The 19778-nt window shown below is 33.9% G+C and carries 15 protein-coding genes; 2 read left to right on the top strand and 13 right to left on the bottom strand.

Translation table 11 applies throughout. The annotated features are described in order from the left end of the window. The 12 genes from IEV63_RS02825 to IEV63_RS02770 form a co-directional block, all read right to left on the bottom strand. Positions 1-2291, bottom strand: a 2291-nt coding sequence (locus IEV63_RS02825) for a type I restriction endonuclease subunit R (RefSeq protein WP_188405248.1), incomplete at its 3' end; no start/stop codon positions are given. A 5-nt stretch (positions 2292-2296) separates the two neighbouring features. Beyond that, positions 2297-3211 (bottom strand): Abi family protein, encoded by a 915-nt coding sequence (locus tag IEV63_RS02820; protein WP_188405247.1) that lies wholly within the window; start codon positions 3209-3211, stop codon positions 2297-2299. Between the two features lie 180 nt (positions 3212-3391). Continuing rightward, positions 3392-4714 carry a pentapeptide repeat-containing protein gene (locus IEV63_RS02815; RefSeq protein WP_188405246.1) on the bottom strand — a complete coding sequence of 441 codons (1323 nt, stop codon included), beginning with the start codon at positions 4712-4714 and terminating at the stop codon, positions 3392-3394. A 2-nt stretch (positions 4715-4716) separates the two neighbouring features. Continuing rightward, the gene (locus tag IEV63_RS02810; protein WP_188405245.1) at positions 4717-5871 is read right to left on the bottom strand and encodes a restriction endonuclease subunit S; all 1155 of its coding nucleotides are present in this window, start codon (positions 5869-5871) and stop codon (positions 4717-4719) included. 1 nt (position 5872) lies between these two features. After that, on the bottom strand, positions 5873-7441 hold the full coding sequence (locus IEV63_RS02805; protein ID WP_188405244.1) for a type I restriction-modification system subunit M: 1569 nt from the start codon (positions 7439-7441) through the stop codon (positions 5873-5875). Between the two features lie 195 nt (positions 7442-7636). Beyond that, positions 7637-8002, bottom strand: a complete 366-nt coding sequence (locus tag IEV63_RS02800; protein WP_188405243.1) for a hypothetical protein — start codon at positions 8000-8002, stop codon at positions 7637-7639. Between the two features lie 217 nt (positions 8003-8219). Beyond that, complete coding sequence (locus IEV63_RS02795; protein ID WP_188405242.1) at positions 8220-8660, bottom strand: hypothetical protein; 441 nt, start codon at positions 8658-8660, stop codon at positions 8220-8222. 9 nt (positions 8661-8669) lie between these two features. Then, entirely contained in the window at positions 8670-10655 is a 1986-nt protein-coding gene (locus IEV63_RS02790; RefSeq protein WP_188405241.1) for a DUF2779 domain-containing protein, read from the bottom strand. 30 nt (positions 10656-10685) lie between these two features. Next, positions 10686-11165, bottom strand: a complete 480-nt coding sequence (locus tag IEV63_RS02785) for a 5' nucleotidase, NT5C type (RefSeq protein WP_188405240.1) — start codon at positions 11163-11165, stop codon at positions 10686-10688. A 153-nt stretch (positions 11166-11318) separates the two neighbouring features. Next, a complete protein-coding gene (locus tag IEV63_RS02780) occupies positions 11319-11795 on the bottom strand; it encodes a hypothetical protein (RefSeq protein WP_188405239.1) in 477 nt (158 codons plus the stop codon). Between the two features lie 44 nt (positions 11796-11839). After that, positions 11840-12082, bottom strand: coding sequence for a hypothetical protein (locus tag IEV63_RS02775; protein WP_188405238.1), 243 nt, complete (start codon positions 12080-12082; stop codon positions 11840-11842). A 99-nt stretch (positions 12083-12181) separates the two neighbouring features. Further along, positions 12182-13066 carry a helix-turn-helix transcriptional regulator gene (locus tag IEV63_RS02770; protein ID WP_188405237.1) on the bottom strand — a complete coding sequence of 295 codons (885 nt, stop codon included), beginning with the start codon at positions 13064-13066 and terminating at the stop codon, positions 12182-12184. A 255-nt stretch (positions 13067-13321) separates the two neighbouring features. On the opposite strand from IEV63_RS02770, the gene IEV63_RS02765 reads away from it, so the two are divergent. Beyond that, positions 13322-14167, top strand: a complete 846-nt coding sequence (locus IEV63_RS02765; protein ID WP_188405236.1) for an EamA family transporter — start codon at positions 13322-13324, stop codon at positions 14165-14167. A 99-nt stretch (positions 14168-14266) separates the two neighbouring features. Then, the gene (locus IEV63_RS02760; protein ID WP_188405235.1) at positions 14267-15499 is read left to right on the top strand and encodes a hypothetical protein; all 1233 of its coding nucleotides are present in this window, start codon (positions 14267-14269) and stop codon (positions 15497-15499) included. A 114-nt stretch (positions 15500-15613) separates the two neighbouring features. On the opposite strand, the gene IEV63_RS02755 is transcribed toward IEV63_RS02760, so the two are convergent. Continuing rightward, the gene (locus tag IEV63_RS02755; RefSeq protein WP_188405234.1) at positions 15614-19717 is read right to left on the bottom strand and encodes an immunoglobulin-like domain-containing protein; all 4104 of its coding nucleotides are present in this window, start codon (positions 19715-19717) and stop codon (positions 15614-15616) included. Positions 19718-19778: the final 61 nt, after the last annotated feature.

Below are 19778 nucleotides of genomic sequence, written 5' to 3'. Positions count from 1 at the left end.
TCTTCAAAAGTTTGCTCATCCATTTCCAAATCTTCAAAATCGAAATCTGAAAATGTACTTAAGGCATTTACTACACGCATTAAAGCTCTAAAGCGTTTTACAAATTGCTCTTCTTCTATTTCTGAATTTAATTCATTTACACTATCTACGCTTGGCGCAACTTCCTTTAAATTGGTTAAAGCTTCTTGAAAAGCAGCAATGTAATCTTCATAAGGCTCCATCAAGATGGTATCCTTGGCTTGTTTATTCGAAAATAACGCAATGGCTTCGTCTGTAGCTTCTTTTAAATTTCTGAATACCACAATGTTTCCATGGGATTTTTGCTTGTTTAAAATTCGGTTGGTGCGCGAATAGGCTTGAATTAATCCATGGTATTTCAAGTTTTTATCTACGTATAAGGTATTCAAAGATTTACTATCAAAGCCTGTCAAAAACATATTTACGACGATTAAAATATCTATTTCTTTCGATTTAACTCGTTTAGCGATATCATTGTAATAGTTGTAAAAGTCTTGGCTTGATTTGGTAGAATATTTTGTCTTAAACTGGAGATTGTAATCTTCTAAATACGATTCTAAAGCTTCTCTATTAATAGTGTGATAAGTAGCTTCTGGTTCAGCAACAAGACCTAATTCTATATTGGTTTCACCATCAGCTCCATCAAACTCTTGATTGGCTTCGTAAGAAAATATGGTTGCGATCTTTAAATTGTGCTTGCCTGCTTCTTTCTTTGCTTTAAAAGCTTGGTAATATATTTTTAAAGCATCAATGCTACTTACGCATAGCATGGCTGTAAAATTTTTATGGTGCGTTTTAATGGGATGCGACTTGATAATGTAATCGGCAATTTTTTCAATTCTTTCTTCCGATTCTAGCACTTCTTTGGTGTTGATATCTTCTACATCAATATCTACAAAGTTGAGACTACTTTCTGCTTTTTGTTTATATCGACCCACATATTCTATTGAAAACTTAAGTACGTTTTCGTCTCTAATGGCATCAGTAATCACATACTTGTGTAAACAATCTCCAAATAATTCTTTGGTAGTTCGTTTCCCTAATTGATTTTTTACCGCATTATCGGCAAAAATGGGTGTTCCTGTAAAGCCAAAAAGTTGAACCTTATTGAAAAAATTAGTGATGCGTTGATGTGTTTCACCAAATTGAGAACGGTGGCATTCATCAAAAATAAAGACCATTTTTTCATTTTGTAAAGGCTTCATTATGGCTTCATAACGCTTGCTCATTATGGCATTATTTAGCTTTTGAATGGTGGTAACCATCAATTTAGTGTCGTTCCCAAATTGCTTTACCAGCTCTTTTGTATTGTCAGTTCCATCTACGCTACCATCTGAAAAATTATTAAATTCTACCGTAGTTTGATAGTCTAAATCTCGACGATCTACTACAAAAACTACTTTGGTGACTTCTGGTATATCTTTAATTATTTGACTTGCCTTAAAGGAAGTTAATGTTTTTCCTGAACCTGTTGTGTGCCAGATGTAGCCATTTTTGGTTGAGTTTTTAACCCTATCGATTAATTTTTCGGTGGCATAGTATTGATAAGGTCGTAAGACCATCAAAATACGGTCGGTTTCAGCTAATACAATGTATTGACTAATGAGTTTGGATAATTGACAAGGCTCTAAAAAGGTTTCTGTAAATTCAGATAATTGGGTGATTCTTAAATTATCTTCTTTAGCCCAATAAAAGGTTTGTTTATAGTTTAATGCGCGTAAACGGTTGTTGGCAAAATACTTGGTATTTACACCATTCGAAATTACAAAGAGTTGAACCAATTGAAATAACCCCGAACCTGAACCAAAAGAATGACTTTTATAGCGTAATATTTGACGGTGCGCTTCGGCCATTTCGCAACCACGACGTTTGAGCTCGATTTGTGTTATGGGTAAACCATTGATGAGTATAGTTACATCATACCGATTGATGTACTTGCCATCTATGGTAATTTGGTTAGTAACTTGAAACTGATTTTTACACCAAGCTTGTGTATTCAAAAAATCGAAATATAAAATGTCTCCGTTATCTCGCTCGATGTGTTGCTTTTGGCGAATGAGTTTAGATCGCTCAAAAACGGAACCTTTATTAAGGATATTCAATACCCGTTGAAACTCTGAATATGAAAGCTGAACAGCGTTATGCTTTTCAAACTGCTGCTTCAAATTAGCCAATAACTCCGTTTCGTTTTTGATGACTATTCTTTGGTAGCCTAAACCTTGTAATTGCTTTAGGAGCTGTTCTTCAAGTGCTGCTTCGCTTTGTCTAGTCATAGTGTTTAAATTTTCCAAACGGGTTCTTCCATCCAATTAAGCTTCATACCTAAAGCATTTTGGTCTACTTTAGGATATTTATTGAATAGTTGGTTCAATTGTCTTTTGAAATCATTGTTGGGTTGAATTGTATTTAATAAATATTTCATCAAAGTCATGTGAATGTACAATTTCTGAAACTCATGTTGTTTAGGTACATTTTCTGGTTTAATTATCCACGGATTGGGTGGCTTTGATAATAATTTAACCGTTCCTGGCAAGTTTCTGTTCCATAATCTTGAGTGATGTGCACAAAAGTTTCTTATTTGTGCAATGGACTGTAACCAGCTTGGTAAATAGGTATGGTTAACAGCTCCAAATTCTACTGCAATAGAATCTTTAGATTGGACGCTTGGTTTTAAGTTACCGTAAAGCTTAGATAATGCTCCAAAACTGGTTTGTTCTAAGGATTTCCAAGCAGGTGGAAATCGTTTGTCATCTTTATGGTTTTTAAAATGATTTTTAATTGTTACATCTTTAGATCGTGTAAGCTCTTCTTGTAAGTTAGATAGTGTTTTGACTAAAGCCATACTATCTGTAAATAAATCAAAATTTTGAAACCACCATGGATCTACTTCATGCGATAGATGATAGATTAGTTTAGTTCTTAAACTAATTTCAATTTTTTCAATGACTTCAAATAAAAGTAACCTTAACTCAGCATCAAAATTGTATAAGGCAATAACATCATCAAAATTACTATTAGGCTTAAAAACATGATTTAACTTATCTGATTGCATCACATACCAATACTCACCTAACCTATAGTAACTTATATTAGAGAGATACTTTTCTGCTAACTTAGTATTAGATATAGTCAAGCCTCTATCTTGTAGTTGCTTGATTTGTTGCTTTATGGTCAAGGGTTTTTTGCTAAACATGGTGTGCATTTAAAGCGTTAGCAAAACTAAGATATAAAAAAAAGACACACCCTGGGACGCTGTTCTTATGGGTAAGCGTGGTGTGTACTGTTGCTGCAAATATATGTTTGTTTTTCATTTCTGTAAAACATTTTAACTATTTAATTTATAAATTACTGGTTTATAGCGCATAATAAGAGTTTACTTAAATTTTCTAAAGGCTTGGACTGTTTGATATATGCCATATCCAATAAATATTCTCCCTAAAAAGTCAAATAAATATGGCAACCCAAATATAGGCTGTAAATCATCTATGTAATCGAAAGAATGAACTGGATTTAAATTCAAAAAAATCTGTTTAACTACATAATTAAATGTATCTAAATCAAAATCACATTCTAAACATATTCTAGACCAAAATTCAAAACTACTTACAAAAGTAAGAGATGTGAAAACAATTAAAGACAAAAATGTAAAGCTCACACCATTCCTATAATCTGTTTTATAATGATTTGATAACCTATTAAAAATTAAAATTATAGTGTTAGAGTCCCACTTTCTTTTTAATAATTCATAAAACCTTTTTGCTATTTTATTTGACTTTATTTTCCTTAGATAAAGACTAAAATTTGGATTTTCATTTATTTTTTCTTCTAAATAAGCCTGCTTCTCAAACTTAGCAAACTTCTCTGCTTCTATTAGATTATTTTGCACAATTAGCTGTTGTTTAATAATACGGAAAGTTTCCCGTTTATTTTGATTTGGAATAATACCTTCTTCGTTAATTGCTTTATCATATTTTTCTATAAATGAATCTATTATTTCAGATTTATAATTATCCAATTGAGTTTGAAAAAATGTCAAGTTGCCATTAATTATGCTCTGTGATAAATCTAGACCAGAACCGATAAATTGGGCTCGACTAAAAATACCAAGCTTTTCAAAGGTTGAATAAGTAAATAAAACGTTTGAATAAAAGTGTGTTTTTGTGAATACAGCATTACCTTCAAAATCTACCTTATTAAAAATAACAGCACCATTAATTTCGCATTTCACTAATTCAAATAATGATTTAAATTTAGTGTTTACTAAGATAAATGAATTAAATGAGCAGTTGTAAAAACGTATTTTTTTTTCGTAAGTAAACTCAGAAAGTCTTGGCTGCAAATGAAATGTACAGGAATTAAAAGCTATAGAAAAACCTGAAATTGAATTTACAATTTTTTCATTTTTACTTTTATCAGAATTTTTATTATTGATTGAGTTAACACCATCAGTTACAACTCTTAGGGCTTGGTTTTTATTTAATGTAATTACCTTATTAAAGGTACAATTATAAAAAGCGATTTTTTTTGTCGTATCAGTTAAAAATTGAAAAAGCTCGTTATCAATTTCAAAATTAACATTAAAACAATCATCGCCTTTACCTAAGGAATAATAATAATCTCCAGTATTATTAACATCAACCCTTATTAAGTATTTTTTGAGTTCTTCTAAGTTCTCTAAATCAATCATTTTTCCCATACCTACACAAACATTTTCTGCAACAAACCCTTTTTAAAATTTTGGGTCTGCTCCAATTGCTCTTGGGTGTGCGCTATTTTTTGGTCGATGCTACTTAAAAAATTAGCGATTTTGGTTTGTTCATCAGGACAAGGATATTGAATCTTTAATTTAGAATATACAGAAATCCAAAACCTTTTATGCTCTTCACCTTTTGAAAATTTAATCATTTGCATAGATTCATAAATAAACTTGATATTCACATCTTTTGAAGATGCACTTAATATTTTCATCGCTGAAGATTTAACCTTAAAATCAAAATCAACATAATGATTTGCTAGAGTAAAGTCATCGAAAATTATAACTGGTAGATCTGTAAATGTATTTTCTATTTCGTTTGTAAAACCCAAAATAAAAGTCTTTCCTGCTGTCAACACAGGTGTTTTATAACTATCATTGTATTCAGTTGATTTAACAATATATTTTGTTGGTTGATTATAACATAAAACTTCACCCAACTTCTTCACTTCCCAATCTGGAAAATCACTGCCGTCATCTTGCCCTTCGACTCCGCTCAGGCCGCGCTTAAAGCGTACTTCCTGACTAAACAACTGTTGCATCACGCCTTTTTTGTATTGTGCTAAAGCTGCCACTTTTTGTTGGAGTAAGTCTATTTTACGATCGACTTGGCTTAAAAAATCGGCTATTTTTTGTTGTTCGGGGAGTTGGGGAAAAATTATTTTATAACTTGAAATCTGTGGTGAAGTTAATTGTGGAACACCAGTGCTTTCTTTAAAGAAATTCATCTTGTTTATGCAATATTCAAAAAATATAACATTCTGCGTTTTTAAAGGTATTAAAACTAAAAGCCTAACAATTGGATAAAATTTCTTATTTCTAGCATGAGCAATTCCAAAATTAGCTCCTCTTCCTGCAACTGTAATGGCATCATTTTCAATTTTATATTTATCAGAATAACCATACAACCCTTTATTTTTCTCAGCATTAGCATAAATTGGAAAAGAATATTTTTCAGTTTTAGTTTCTGAAACATGTTGTTTTTTGATATCCCCACCAGCAGTAATTTTGAATAGCTTATCAAACCTGACTTTTTCCCACTCCCCTTCAAATTCAGGAAAGCGTAATTCAGGTACGTTAGTTTCAGTTGAAGATTTCATCTTAAAATGGGGTTTTTAAGTTCAACTCTTTGCAGTAGTTTTCAATTTCTGAATCTACTTCGGTGATGTCTTGGTTCAGTTGCTTCAATTCTTGGCTAACGGCATCTAAATCTATAGGTTCTTCTTCTTCAAAAGTATCTACATAACGAGGTATATTTAGGTTGAAATCGTTTTCTTCCACTTCTTTTAAATTGGCTACATAGGCGTATTTATCTACATTTTCACGGGTTTGATAGGTATTGATGATTTTATCTACATGCGCTTCGGTTAGGTAATTTTGTGTTTTTACTTTTTCAAATTCCTGAGAAGCATCAATAAATAAAATATCCTGGTCGTTCGGGCGGCATTTTTTAAACACCATAATGCAAGTCGGTATGCTGGTGCCATAAAATATATTGGCGGGTAAACCAATTACGGCATCCAGTTCGTTTTTTTCTTTAATGATAAATTCACGAATATGGCCTTCGGCTGCACCACGAAATAATGCGCCATGTGGTAAAACTACAGCCATCGTACCTTGCTCGTCGAGATGATACAACATGTGTTGCACAAAAGCATAATCGGCTTTCGATTTAGGAGCTAATTTGCCGTAATGGCTAAAACGTTCGTCTCCTAAAAACAAATCGTTGGCAGACCAATTGGCTGAAAATGGCGGATTGGCAACAATGGCTTCGAATTTTTGTTCAAAATGCTGTGGCTTTTCTAAAGTATCTTCTTGCCGAATATCAAAACGCTTGTAATGTACATCGTGTAAAATCATGTTCATGCGCGCTAAGTTGTAGGTGGTTCGGTTGAGTTCTTGTCCAAAAAATTGCGCTACATTGGTTTCTTTAGCCACACGCAACAACAACGAACTACTACCACAAGTGGGATCGTACACCGATTTTATTTTTTCTTTACCAAGGGTAACGAGTTTAGCTAAGACTTTAGAGACTTGTTGTGGGGTGTAAAACTCCCCAGCTTTTTTTCCTGCTCCACTGGCAAACTGCGCTATTAAATATTCGTAAGCATCGCCTAAGACATCGCTTTCGGTGTCTTGTAATTTAAAATCAATTTTATCTAAATGTGCCAAGACTTTAGCAATTAACGAGTTTCTGGCATCAACGGTTTTTCCTAATTTGGTAGAGTTGAGATCTAAATCTTCAAACAAATTACCAAAATCGTCTTCAGAATCCGTTCCCATGGTACTTTGCTCGATATTATTAAGAATAGCCGTCAGGTCTTCGATAATAAAATTGCTTTGGTCAACCGCTTTTTTGTTACCGCGTTTGGCAATTTCAGAAAACAACTCGTTGGGCATTAAAAAGTACCCCAATTTTCCTAAAGCTTCTTCTCGAACGGCATCAAGGTATTCGGCATCGGTAGCATCATCAGGATTTAAATCTACAAATTGAAGGTCATCATCCTTTAATACTTCGTCTGCATAAATGTGCATTTTTTCCGATAGGTATTTAAAGAAAATAAAGCCTAAAATATAATCGCGAAACTCGTCTGCATCCATTTTTCCACGGAGTTCGTTGGCAATATTCCACAGTTGAGTTTCGAGTTGTTTTTTATGGTCTTCGGACATTTGTTTTTATTTGAATTTAGAATGGTCTAATTTAGGGTTTTTGTATTTGTAAAGCTAGTATTGGGGTAGAATTTCGAGTACAGAATGTTCATAGTAAATTCATAATCGAAGAAACTATTCAATGGAAAATAGGTTTGCTATCTATGGAAATTGAGTTCCTTCGGTTTAAAAATTTGTCTTTTTATGAATATTTGACTATTCAAAATCGGGAGCACAACCTAAATTTTTGTGGTAGGGTTGTATGTAGTTCCAAAATGCTTCACCAGCACTATTAAGGTAGTTCATTGCATAATTTGTTTTAGTACTAGAAGCAACTTGATAAATATATTCTGAACATTGAATAGAATACTCTTTTTTAAAACATACAATGGCAAAGTAGTAAGTTTGATAATCGGCACTTACTTCATAAAAAGTAACTTTAGAAATGGCATCGCTTGTATAACTTGTGTAGGTTGTACCCCTACTTTCCGATTTTACGAACTTCATATATTCTTCACAGGTTTGAGAGTTTGCAAAAAAGCTACTTAAAAAGATGATGAATAGAATTATTACTTTTTTCATGATAAAGGTTTAATTATTGAAGCAATATGCAGTGAAGACCCTAAATCAATTGAAAAGGCAAAGCGCATCTTCAATTTAATTAATTGATTTGATGCCTTCTTAACACAAGGCTTAATGGGCACCTAACAGCTAGCTTAATCGAAAAAATATATTTGTTACTAGATTGAAATAATAAACAACCCTTCTAAATGCAAGCATCTGCCTAAATACTCATGTTTCAATCGATAATCAATAAAAATTCCTCTGGGTGATTGAGATAATGGTCTATTTCTTTTAATTGATTTATTTTACTTTTCAGTCCGATGAGCTCATGTAAAAACACATTTTCAGCTTTTAATTTTGAATGATGCATGAGTTGTATGGTATGCATGCCCCTTTTTTCGTAGTGTAAACAAACTGCCTTATTCTCATTTATTTTCTCTAAAAAAGCATCAATAGTTCTGGTATTAAACGTGCTTTTAATTGCATTGAATTGTTTTATTAAATGGGCTATGCGCTTTTTTCTTGAGTTGATACCTTGTTTAAAATACCATGACTGCCCATCAGGTTCTTCAAGCTTTTGCTTTAAGATGGCATACTCCATAAGAAGGCCAGCTAAAGTCGAATGGTTTTGCTTTTTTACAAATAAGGCTTCTAACTTTTTAGCATCTAAACGCATTCGCTTGGTTTACTCTATTATTTCTTTCAAATGCTCAAACACCATCACCATTGCTAAGGTGTCTAACTCACAATACTTCAACAGGGCTTCGCGCAGCTTACCTCTTTCTAAATCGCTCATGTCGGTATATTGAGTTAATCCGTAGGCGGTTAGGGCAGCTCCACCATTATTAATTTCTTCAATGTCACTTTTGCGTTCAAAATCAGTATCCCAATCTTTAAAAGGTTTGTCTAAAGATTTATAAGGGTCTTCTAGTTCACCATCTTTTAGGCGTAACCACTCATAATAATCAGGGAAATTTTTGCTCGTCATATTGATGTCTGCAATCGGTTGACTGTACTTTTCTTTGATGAATTCAGAAGTTTTAAAAATAGCGGGCAAAATAGCCTTAATGGAATTACTCCCTTTGGTATGTGGGTTGTAATAATAGGCTTTGATTACTTCACAAAGGTCAATCATGCCTCTTTCGGGTTGCCAAAGTTCGCCTTTGTAATCCTTATCCTTTGGTGGCGTGGTCAATGTCTTAATAAAGTTGATTAAGCTTTCTTTGTCTGGCTCAGTTGAAGCTTCTAATTGCCGTTTGACTTGATTTAGGGTAGAATTTTCATAGGGCGAAAACTGAAACACAGAACCGTTATTTTGCTCTAAGGCTGCTTTTAGTGCTCTTACAAACTCAAAATTGGGAAACTCACCTGGGTTCACATTAATAAATTCGTTAGCGTGTTCTATACGTCCATCTTCATGGTAGATATGGTGAGAAAACTGAAACACTACTTTTTCATAAGGATGCTGACCTTTATAAAAAGGGAGAGCCACTGTAGAAGCTTCAAAATCAATAAAATTATAAGGCGGTATCCAAGAAGCCATTTCACTTTTCAATTCTTGATCTAAAGTTTCAAAAGTAAAATTATCAGGGTCTAATGCTTTTTGTTTTTGCAAAATTTGCCTTTCATAAAGCGACCAACCATTCAAAACCTGTTTTGATTCACTTTTTGGTTGTAATTGTTCATCATTTATGTCTTCTAATTTTAGGATATTAAATTCATTGAATCCTTTAAGTTTGGTATGATGCAGCTTTGAGATTTCAAAAGCATTTGGTGCTTTAAAATCTTCTTCTTTCCAACCTAATTGCTTTTGAAAACATTCTTCAAAGCCTGATTTTTTATTTTTTGAGTTCGCATCGGTTTTAAACTCGCAATGCTTGCATTTTGCAAAGTTGAGGGGATAACCAAAGTAGCGGTCATCTTGATAGGCTTTAGACAAGACTTCAATAGCATCTTCAAATTCGTAATCTTCTAAAATGCGATGTTCTCCTGTTTCAATTTTAGTAATGATCTCAGAGACATCTTTAAGAGATAAGACCGAATCTTCTGGCAGGTTTAGCTGTGCTAATTGGACTTCCTTTTTTTCTATTCCGGTTCTACTATTGCTGTTCTTTTTAATGCGGAACATTTGATTTAGCCCATCTATAGATGCCGTTTTATTTTGATCAGCTAGCATTAAGTAGGGCTTGACATTAAATTGCGGATGTGCTTTTTCTATAACGTATTTTTGAAAAGCCACATCAAACAAATACAAACTCCAATCAGAGTTATATTTCACATCCTTCTTCTTATCCCCTTCTTTAAATGATTTAGCCTTCACTTCAATTAAATTGATGTGATTGCCTTTTTTCTCTAAAATATCAACACGGATAAATAAATTATTGTACTTAAAAGCAGCCTCATAAATCACCACATTCTTCTGTTGCAGGTATTTATTCGTTTCAGTTACTTTTTGTTCATAATCATAATGGGCAGATTTATCATCATCAACTAAATAACCACCAGGGTAATGCAAGCGTGCTAATTCTTCTACCTGAAAGCCACCTGATGCTAAAGCTTCTAAAAACGGATTATTGTTTTTTTGATTGGCATAGTCATCTTTCTTGGTGTAAAACAATTTATTAGGGCATTCAAGGCCTAATTTAAAACGTGATTTAGTTAAGTATCTCATGCTTGCAGCTTAAAATTTATTTCAGATGTATTAGCCATTTAGTTTAAAATAATCTAAAATGGCTTCCCAATTCGGGTAGTTATTGAATTTGTTATTGATGTAATCCCAACCAAAATGAAGGTGCGTTCCCTTAAAATTGCCTGCGCCGTTAGCTGTTCTATCATCGATTAAATAGTCGCCAATCAGTAAATCCTTTCTGTGCGTAATAATCAATTTCTTATGAAAAATATTCCCAAAATGTTCTTCAATCCAGTTGCGCTTGTGCATCCATGCGGTAGGATTGTCCCAAGGTGCTGTGGTTAAAACAAATAGGTTGTATTTATTGGATTGATTCAGTTTATGAATGGCTTCTTTTGCGCCTGGTACTACTTCCAAATTTGCAAAAATGCCATGAATATTGTCAGGATTATCTTTATACTTTAAATAATTTGACTTAGGATGAGTCTTAATCGCCTTCCCAAAATCAGCCAGGACTCCGTCCATGTCTATGTAAATAATCGGTTTATTCATGTACTATTAGTGTTTTAACTTTTGGAGTATTTTATAAAATAATAACTAAATGTAAAATCCAATTACCCTATTCAATAAACTATTTGATGTTTATTGATGATAAGATTTATTAAGGTTTAATATAGACTCAAATACATGTAATTAAATTAAAAACTATTTCCTAATTAATTTAATTCCACATGATTTATAAGCCTCTTCCCAACCATAGGGTCTACTTGACCTAAAACCAGCAGCGTTTAATGCATTATCTTCATGCCGCATTATCCAACAAACTCCACTATAATTTTCTATTACGTGAGAAATCTCTTGTTCAGATTTACATGCAATTAAGGATTCAAAATACTCTGAAAGTGGCGTGGTGTGTTCCCATACTAGAAGTGATTTACCACTTTCATCTTTACCAATTACGTCTCTTTTAGTCCACAATAACTCAAATGGGTCGATCTCTAAAGGAATGCAAGCGTTCATTACTTCTTCAGAAACCATTGTAACTTTTTGATCTGTAAGTTTCTTAAGAGTATCCTTTAAACCTTCTTTTAATTTTTTCTTTATAAATGGAACTTGGGTTCTATTGTATTGTTGTACGTAAGTCCAAACTATTGGTTTGAACATTTCAGTATGTTCTGTCATTAATTTAAATTTAGCTTGTAAATCATTTGACTAATACATTTAAATCAGTCAATATTTTTAATCTTAAGTGGTTCTTTAACATTATATCGTTTAGGGTCTTTTATCTCAGCTTCCTTTGCAACAACGCCTTTTGAGCCTTGCACTTCATCAGGAAAGGCCTTTTGTAAGTCTTCAAAACTTGGGTTGTTTTTCTCTACCCAGTCTTTAACCACGGTAAAAACTAATTGTCTTTTGTTTAGGTTCTCGCCTAAACCTTCTACGTTGTACTTGGTGTAATCTCTTGGCATTTTGTTAATTGTGTTTTAAGTTAATTCTGTTTTTTACTATTTTAAATTTGAGCTTTGAATATGGTTTTTAAATTGTTACAAATAAAAAAAGGAGTTATGTCAACTAGTGTCATAACTAAAACTTTTCTTCATTCTATCATTTAAATAACTTTTAAGCGCTTTGGGGTGTACAACTTCAACTTCTCCTGGCAGGCCTAATATAAAACGGCCTACACCAAAAAAATTACCAACTTCTGTAGAAAGCAAGTAATGATTGTCTGATTTCTTTTTAATGTACTTCTCACTTAATGGAAATTCTTCTAAGATTAAATTATAAGCTACTAGAGATAAACTGAGCTCAATTGCAATAGGTTTAAAGCTATGCACTCTAAAAACATCTATCATACCCACTTGATGATTCGATTTGTATTGGTATGTTGTTTCTAGTACTTCTATTTTTTTTACTCTAGACGTTTTAAAGATTTTATTAGATTGATCTTGTGTATCGAAACACCAAATACCAGAATAGTTAACTGTAAAATCTATTGGCTCCACAACTCTATCGCTAATGTTCTTACTGTAACCTGATTTATAACTCTTTAAAACCACTTGCTTTTGTTGCTTTATGGCTTGAAGTAGGTTATATATGTTCTCTGTTTCTTCTTTTTTGGTAATAGCATATATTACTCTGTCAAAATCGTAAAGGCTATAAAGTTTCTTGACTAGTTTTTCCTTTAATTCTGAATTTTCATCTATAGAATGAATTACTTTACTAAGGATGAATGCCTCTTCTTCACTAAAATGCAAGAGTTGACTAATATCTTGTGCTATGGAATTTTTTTTGTTAATCCTATAGAAACCATTGTTGTTATCGATCACAAATCCTACACGTTTGAAGGTATCAAAATAGCGATAAACAGTCCTATAAGACATTTCAAAACGTTCAGAAAGTTCAGGTATAGTTCTGCCATACTTGCAATCAAGCATAAGAAGTAATTCCAACATTTTCTGAAATTTGGCTTGGTCCGCCATCTATCTTTTTATATTTATCCTTTTTCTTTACTTTTTACATTTTGTATAACAGCATTCTTTCTTAGCTGAATTTGCCTTTTGGTAATAATCTATAAATACTAATTTTCGGCTCATTTTATATTTATATGCTAAGTGAAAAGCAATAACAATAATCAATTTCGCAATTTATTTCAAAATTATTTAACTTTCTGCCCATAGCTTGCCCATTTAATTTAGTATGTTTGTAACATGTTGTATTTGCTAGGAAGTGTGCTTTTATTTTCAGTGAATAATGTGCTCTGGTCTTATTTTTCAGAGCAGCTACCTACGCTTGTTATTATTAAAAAACGAGCGGTCTATACCAGCCTTTTTACAGGTTTATTGCTTATTGGGTTTGTCTATTTTCAGGTTTTTGAAGTTAAACTTGAAGAACAAATACAGCTATTAGGCATAAGTTTAATTGGGTGTTTGGGGCTAGTAAGCTTGGTTAAGGGTTTTAAAAATGGCTCGCTATTGCAATTTGCTTTTTACAGTTTATTACTCACTTTTGGGTTAGGAATTTATTTAGAAGGAACTAGCATCTTAAGTCAGGGGCTTAATTGGTTGTCCTTGAGCTTGGTAGCTGTGGGTTATGTGTATTTTATCTGGGTTCAGTTTAAAACCAAACAGCGTACTCGCAACTACTTAGCTCATCTGTATTTTGCCTTTGCCCATCTTTGTTTTGGGGTTTTGCTGCTTTTGCAATGGGAGTTTTTAGAAAGTGTATCTCAGCTAAATATGGCCTTTACTCAAGAGTTAGTTGTATTATCAGCCACTAGTCTTTTAGTCTTGGTACACCAACCAGAAACAAAAATTTCTCAAAAAATAGCTTGGTGGCAGCTTGCTTTATTTAGCCTTCCCATCACCCTTGCCGTACTGCTTGGCTTGGAAGGTTTAAAAAGCACCAACCCGTTTCATTCGGCGCTCATTGGCTTGTTAACGCCTATTTTTACCTTGCTTTTAGGAACGCTTACCAAACAAGAACACTTGAATCTAAGTGCTTTGCCTGGGCTTTTGATACTTGTATTAGGTATGCTATTGTTTTATTTAATGTGATGAGCGATGAATTACCTGCAAAAACAACTACAAAATGACATACAGAAACGGATCGGGTTTAAGATAACCAATTCTACAGATGTAAAGGTGCTCATGAATTTGTTAGAAGAACAACAAATTAAAGGGATTGGTTTTAATACGCTCAGACGTTTTTGGGGGCTTTTGCCACAAACCAATGCTAGCCAAAACACCCTAGACAAACTTTCTAGTTTTCTTGGTTATCGGTCATTCCTAACCTACAGCAAAGAAAAAAACCAACATCAAAAATGGCTAACAGAAGCAAGATTACAGCAGCTAAAACATAAAGATAGATTAAGTAGATCTGATCTTAAGTTTATCCAAAAAATGTGTGAGACACAAGATTCGGTTTATTACATTATAGCGGTATTTGAACATGCAGTTTACTTTGAAAAATGGGATTATCTATCTGATTTATTCAACCCCAACTATATCACTTTACTGAATAGCCCAGCAGAAGATGTGACCGAATATGCAGCTAAACTAGCGCAACTAATTAATATCTATTTAAACCACCTGCCCAAACCTTATTTTGATCGAATTATTGAACCCCTGATAATCAACTATCATTTTAGGTATTATATGATTTATTCTTGTATCGATATGACGAACATCAACCATCGTTATGGGGAAATAATCAAAACAATTCAACCGAAGGCAGTCCATACTGAAGAACAACTATTTTTAGCATTGTTAAATGGTCTTTGGTCATATTTGAATACAGGTCAAGCCCCAGCGGTTAATTTTACAAATTTAGACTTGGACTTACTACCGAAAGTGTTAGTAGGTCGTTATTATGGCTATCAAATTTTACAGGCTAAAGTATCGCAAAATAGCGTTCTTGAAGATGAGTATTGGTCTGAATTCAAGAAACGATTTGAACAGGCAAAATCTTTAGACTTCAAGTGGTTTTTAGTTGAAATCATACATCATTTAATTATTATCAAAGACTTTAAAAAATTAAAATATTTATTAGAATTTAGCTATGAACCTGTACTTGATGATATACATTTAAGAAGTTACTTTGATGTGTTTATTTTTAATTTAATCGATGTTATTATTAGCTTTCAAAATGTTGATTTTAAAAGAGCTAAGGTTATTTTTAATCAAATAGACACCGATGTTATTGAAAGAAGGTTGGATCGTAGTTACTTCTTGATTTTTTATCACTGTGTGGGCTATCACTTACAACAGGACAAGAACTTAAAATTATCCCACCAAAAAGAATATTTCGACTTAGCTAAAAAAACACAATTTAAAATCTTTAATCAAGCTTATTTAGAAAACTTTTTAACAGCCACTCAGCATAATTAAGTATGAATATAATACCATAACTGGTTTTAGAACTATAAACAAAAAACGCCTTGCTATATCGCAAAGCGTTTTTGAATGGCTAGTTAAACTATAGATGAAGCCAGGTAATTTTATTTAATGCTTAATAAAACGTTTTGTTATTTGTTGCTGGTCTTTCGTGGTTAGCTGTATTAAATAAGTTCCTGAGGCCAAATCGTCAACATTAATCTGTATTGTTGCTGAGCTCTCAGATAATTCAAGGTGTTTCACTTTTTGACCTAGCATTTTGTATAGGCTAAGCGCTTTTAAGTCTGCATAATGATTACTTGTTATGGTTACTTGATGTGTAGCAGGGTTCGGGTAAAGTTGAAATTTCAGCTTCTCCATTTCATTTATAGAAAGTTCTTCATCTACATTTACAGTGCGTGTAAGCGTTTCTGCGGCGTTTCCACTGGAATCAGTTACATCATAGCTCAAAGTATAAGTACCAACCACATCAGCATCTACACTGCCGGTGACAATGATATCAGCTGTTAAGTCGCCATCAACATTATCACTTGCCGTTGCGCCTGCATCAGTATAGGTTGAACCGACTTCAATAGTAACGGGATTATCACCAAGTAAAGTAATCACGGGAATAGTCGTATCGACCACATTTACAGTTCTTGTGACCGTTTCAGCGGCATTTCCACTAGAATCAGTGACATCATAGCTCAAAGTATAGGTCCCAACTACATCTGTATCGACACTGCCGGTGACAATAATATCAGCTGTTAAGTCGCCATCAACATTATCACTTGCGGTTGCGCCTGCATCAGTATAGGTTGTGCCGACTTCAATGGTCACTGGATTATCGCCTAGTAAGGTAATCACGGGAATAGTCGTATCGACTACATTTACGGTTCGTGTGACTGTTTCAGCGGCATTTCCACTTGAGTCAGTTACATCATAGCTCAAAGCATAAGTACCAACCACATCAGCATCTACACTGCCGGTGACAATAATATCAGCTGTTAAATCACCATTTTCAGGATCATTTGCGGTTGCGCCTGCATCAGTATAGGTTGTGCCGACTTCAATGGTCACTGGATTATCGCCTAGTAAGGTAATTACTGGATTGGTGGTGTCAACCACATTAACGGTTCGTGTAAGCGTTTCAGCGGCATTTCCACTAGAATCAGTGACATCATAGCTCAAAGTATACGTGCCAAGCACATCAGCATCTACACTGCCGGTGACAATGATATCAGCTGTTAAGTCGCCATCAACATTATCACTTGCCGTTGCGCCTGCATCAGTATAGGTTGAACCGACTTCAATAGTAACGGGATTATCACCAAGTAAAGTAATCACGGGAATAGTCGTATCGACCACATTTACAGTTCTTGTGACCGTTTCAGCGGCATTTCCACTTGAGTCAGTTACATCATAGCTTAAAGTATACGTGCCAACCACATCAGCATCTACACTGCCGGTGACTACAATATCTGCCGTTAAGTCGCCATCAGCGTTATCACTTGCGGTTGCGCCTGCATCAGTATAGGTTGTGCCGACTTCAATGGTCACTGGATTTTCACCGAGTAATGTAATCACTGGAATAGTCGTATCGACCACATTTACAGTTCTTGTGACCGTTTCAGCGGCATTTCCGCTTGAGTCAGTTACATCATAGCTTAAGGTATAAGTCCCAACTACATCTGTATCGACACTGCCGGTGACAATGATATCAGCTGTTAAATCGCCTTCTTCGTTATCACTTGCCGTTGCGCCTGCATCGGTATAGGTTGTGCTTACTTCAATGGTGACAGGATTATCACCAAGTAAAGTGATTACTGGATTGGTGGTGTCAACCACATTAACGGTTCGTGTAAGCGTTTCAGCAGCGTTTCCGCTTGAGTCAGTTAGATCGTAGCTTAAGGTATAGGTTCCAAGCACATCAGCATCTACACTGCCGGTGACAATGATAGCAGCTGTTAAATCACCATCAGCATTATCACTTGCCGTTGCGCCTGCATCAGTATAGGTTGAACCGACTTCAATAGTAACGGGATTATCACCAAGTAAAGTAATCACTGGAATAGTCGTATCGACCACATTTACAGTTCTTGTGACCGTTTCAGCGGCATTTCCACTAGAATCAGTGACATCATAGCTCAAAGTATAGGTCCCAACTACATCTGTATCGACACTGCCTGTGACGATGATATCAGCTGTTAAGTCGCCATCAACATTATCACTTGCGGTTGCGCCTGCATCAGTATAGGTTGTACCAACTTCAATAGTGACGGGATTATCACCAAGTAAAGTGATTACTGGATTGGTGGTGTCATTTATTACATTTATTTGACCAACTTCTAAGGCATCACTAGCAACATTTTGGTTTGAAGCATTTGATAAAATAACATTTGTAAAATCAAATGAATATGAACCGTAAGGAACTGTATCTTCTATAAATACAGGAAGCTTTAGTATAGTTTCATCGCCATTATTAATCAAATTATCCCCTAAAGTATAAATGATAAATCTGAAGATATTGTCGTCGATTTCAGATACAGACATACTAAAGTTATTCAAAATAGAAGTTTCAGAAATATTATCTATGTCTAACAAAAAACCACTTGGTATAACTAGGTCAAATTGAATTCCTTTTACAGCTTCATTATTTGATAGGTTTAAACTTATATCAGTTGTGACACCTCTACCAGTGTTTCGATCTAATATTTTCAGATAATTTGGAGAAAAAACATTAGCTAGTATCTTTATTATTTTTTGTTCTTCGGCGGAGTTGTTACGAATTGAAATATCTTCATCAAAAATGCCTATTTCAGTGGGTTCAAACTCGAGTTCAACAGTTGTATTTTGATCTGCACTTAAAATGGTGGGTATAGTAAGTGGAAAAGATAAAGCAGATGAATCATAGACTAGCTCATCAATAACTAAATTGGCTGAACCTGTATTTGTAAGAATAACATTAGATGTTCGGATTTCTGTAATGGGTATGTTACCAAAGTCTATAGTCTGCACATTTGAAGAAAGATAAGGTGCATTAATACTAAGGTCACCATTGTATGCATCAGAAAGAATATCACCGATTTCAATATTTGAAATAATTGGGTTTTCTATTGGTAATTGATAAGTACCAGAGTCTAAATTAGGATTGATTTTAAAATTAAAAACTTCGCCGCTATTTCCTGTGAAATTTTCATTCGTAGGCGAATAGACCACGAAACGTAAGATATTTGACTCTATTACATTACCCGAAATAATGTGATTAATTCCTCTAGGTGATAGCTGTGCTGAATTTTCAACATAAGTTACATCTTCAGGAAGAATTACATCGAACTGCAAACCACTAAATAATTCCATATTAGAAACCGAAATAGGGATAGTTAAGTCTGTATTAGAATCCCCTTGCGCCGAACCCACATAAATTTCATTAACTGCAAAAATATCGGCTGAAACTTCTAATGATTGTATGGATCTGAGCGGGTCTTCATCATTGGTTGTAAAACTAAGGTTTTTGGTAACCAATTGTTTATTGGCTGTATTAATGTCTAAGGTGAACTGTTGGCTTGAACCTGGACTTATTGTAACAGGAAAATCCTGATCTATTGAAAAAGGAGTATCTATGCTATATGATAAAACTTCAAGATCTTGATTCCCTAGGTTTGTAATAGTGACTAACTCAGTAGGTGTTGAACCGATCGGGATTTCACCAAAATCTAAAGATGCTGTTGTTAGCTGATATTGTGGCCCTAATATTTCAATACTTCCATTACTCGATACCGCTGGTATTTCTTGTCCTACTTGATTAGACACAACAATATTGGATACATTTAGCGGGTATGTCCCTGGTTTATTTTTACTTGTAAAATTTAAGGTCAGTACTTTGCCTTCTCCGCTACTTATAATTGCATTTGCATTAGAATACACTAAAACTCGTATGGTACTTTCATTAACGGTATTAATTGACATAGAATGATTATCTGCACGGTTTGATAAACTACTACCAGAAATAAGTTCATAAGCATCTGCATCGTAGGAAATATCGAATTGGAATGCAGTTATATAATCACTATTGTCTAAGTCTACTTCAATTTCAAAATCACTATCAACATTTACATTTACAGAACTTATACTAAAATCATTCTGAGCCATTATTGTATTGGCTAAAAGACCAATAGCAAAAAATAAAAACTTCATATATTGTGCTTTAATTAATTTGGTATTATGGAACAAACCAATATCCAATTTTCAAAATAAACAGATACCAATTTGTCCCACTATCCACCATAAATTT

The sequence above is a fragment of the Psychroflexus salis genome, from assembly GCF_014640175.1.
Lineage (GTDB): Bacteria > Bacteroidota > Bacteroidia > Flavobacteriales > Flavobacteriaceae > Psychroflexus > Psychroflexus salis.
The sequence above is the reverse complement of the archived record's forward strand: the minus strand, read 5'-3'. Positions and strand labels throughout refer to the sequence as shown.

Excerpts from the sequence above, each read along its gene's own strand:
- IEV63_RS02785 (WP_188405240.1), bottom strand. The coding sequence starts at position 11,165 with ATGAATAAACCGATTATTTACATAGACATGGACGGAGTCCTGGCTGAT.
- IEV63_RS02765 (WP_188405236.1), top strand. The coding sequence starts at position 13,322 with ATGTTGTATTTGCTAGGAAGTGTGCTTTTATTTTCAGTGAATAATGTG.
- IEV63_RS02805 (WP_188405244.1), bottom strand. The coding sequence starts at position 7,441 with ATGTCCGAAGACCATAAAAAACAACTCGAAACTCAACTGTGGAATATT.
- IEV63_RS02775 (WP_188405238.1), bottom strand. The coding sequence starts at position 12,082 with ATGCCAAGAGATTACACCAAGTACAACGTAGAAGGTTTAGGCGAGAAC.
- IEV63_RS02780 (WP_188405239.1), bottom strand. The coding sequence starts at position 11,795 with ATGACAGAACATACTGAAATGTTCAAACCAATAGTTTGGACTTACGTA.
- IEV63_RS02810 (WP_188405245.1), bottom strand. The coding sequence starts at position 5,871 with ATGAAATCTTCAACTGAAACTAACGTACCTGAATTACGCTTTCCTGAA.
- IEV63_RS02800 (WP_188405243.1), bottom strand. The coding sequence starts at position 8,002 with ATGAAAAAAGTAATAATTCTATTCATCATCTTTTTAAGTAGCTTTTTT.
- IEV63_RS02795 (WP_188405242.1), bottom strand. The coding sequence starts at position 8,660 with ATGCGTTTAGATGCTAAAAAGTTAGAAGCCTTATTTGTAAAAAAGCAA.
- IEV63_RS02815 (WP_188405246.1), bottom strand. The coding sequence starts at position 4,714 with ATGGGAAAAATGATTGATTTAGAGAACTTAGAAGAACTCAAAAAATAC.
- IEV63_RS02790 (WP_188405241.1), bottom strand. The coding sequence starts at position 10,655 with ATGAGATACTTAACTAAATCACGTTTTAAATTAGGCCTTGAATGCCCT.
- IEV63_RS02820 (WP_188405247.1), bottom strand. The coding sequence starts at position 3,211 with ATGTTTAGCAAAAAACCCTTGACCATAAAGCAACAAATCAAGCAACTA.
- IEV63_RS02770 (WP_188405237.1), bottom strand. The coding sequence starts at position 13,066 with ATGTTGGAATTACTTCTTATGCTTGATTGCAAGTATGGCAGAACTATA.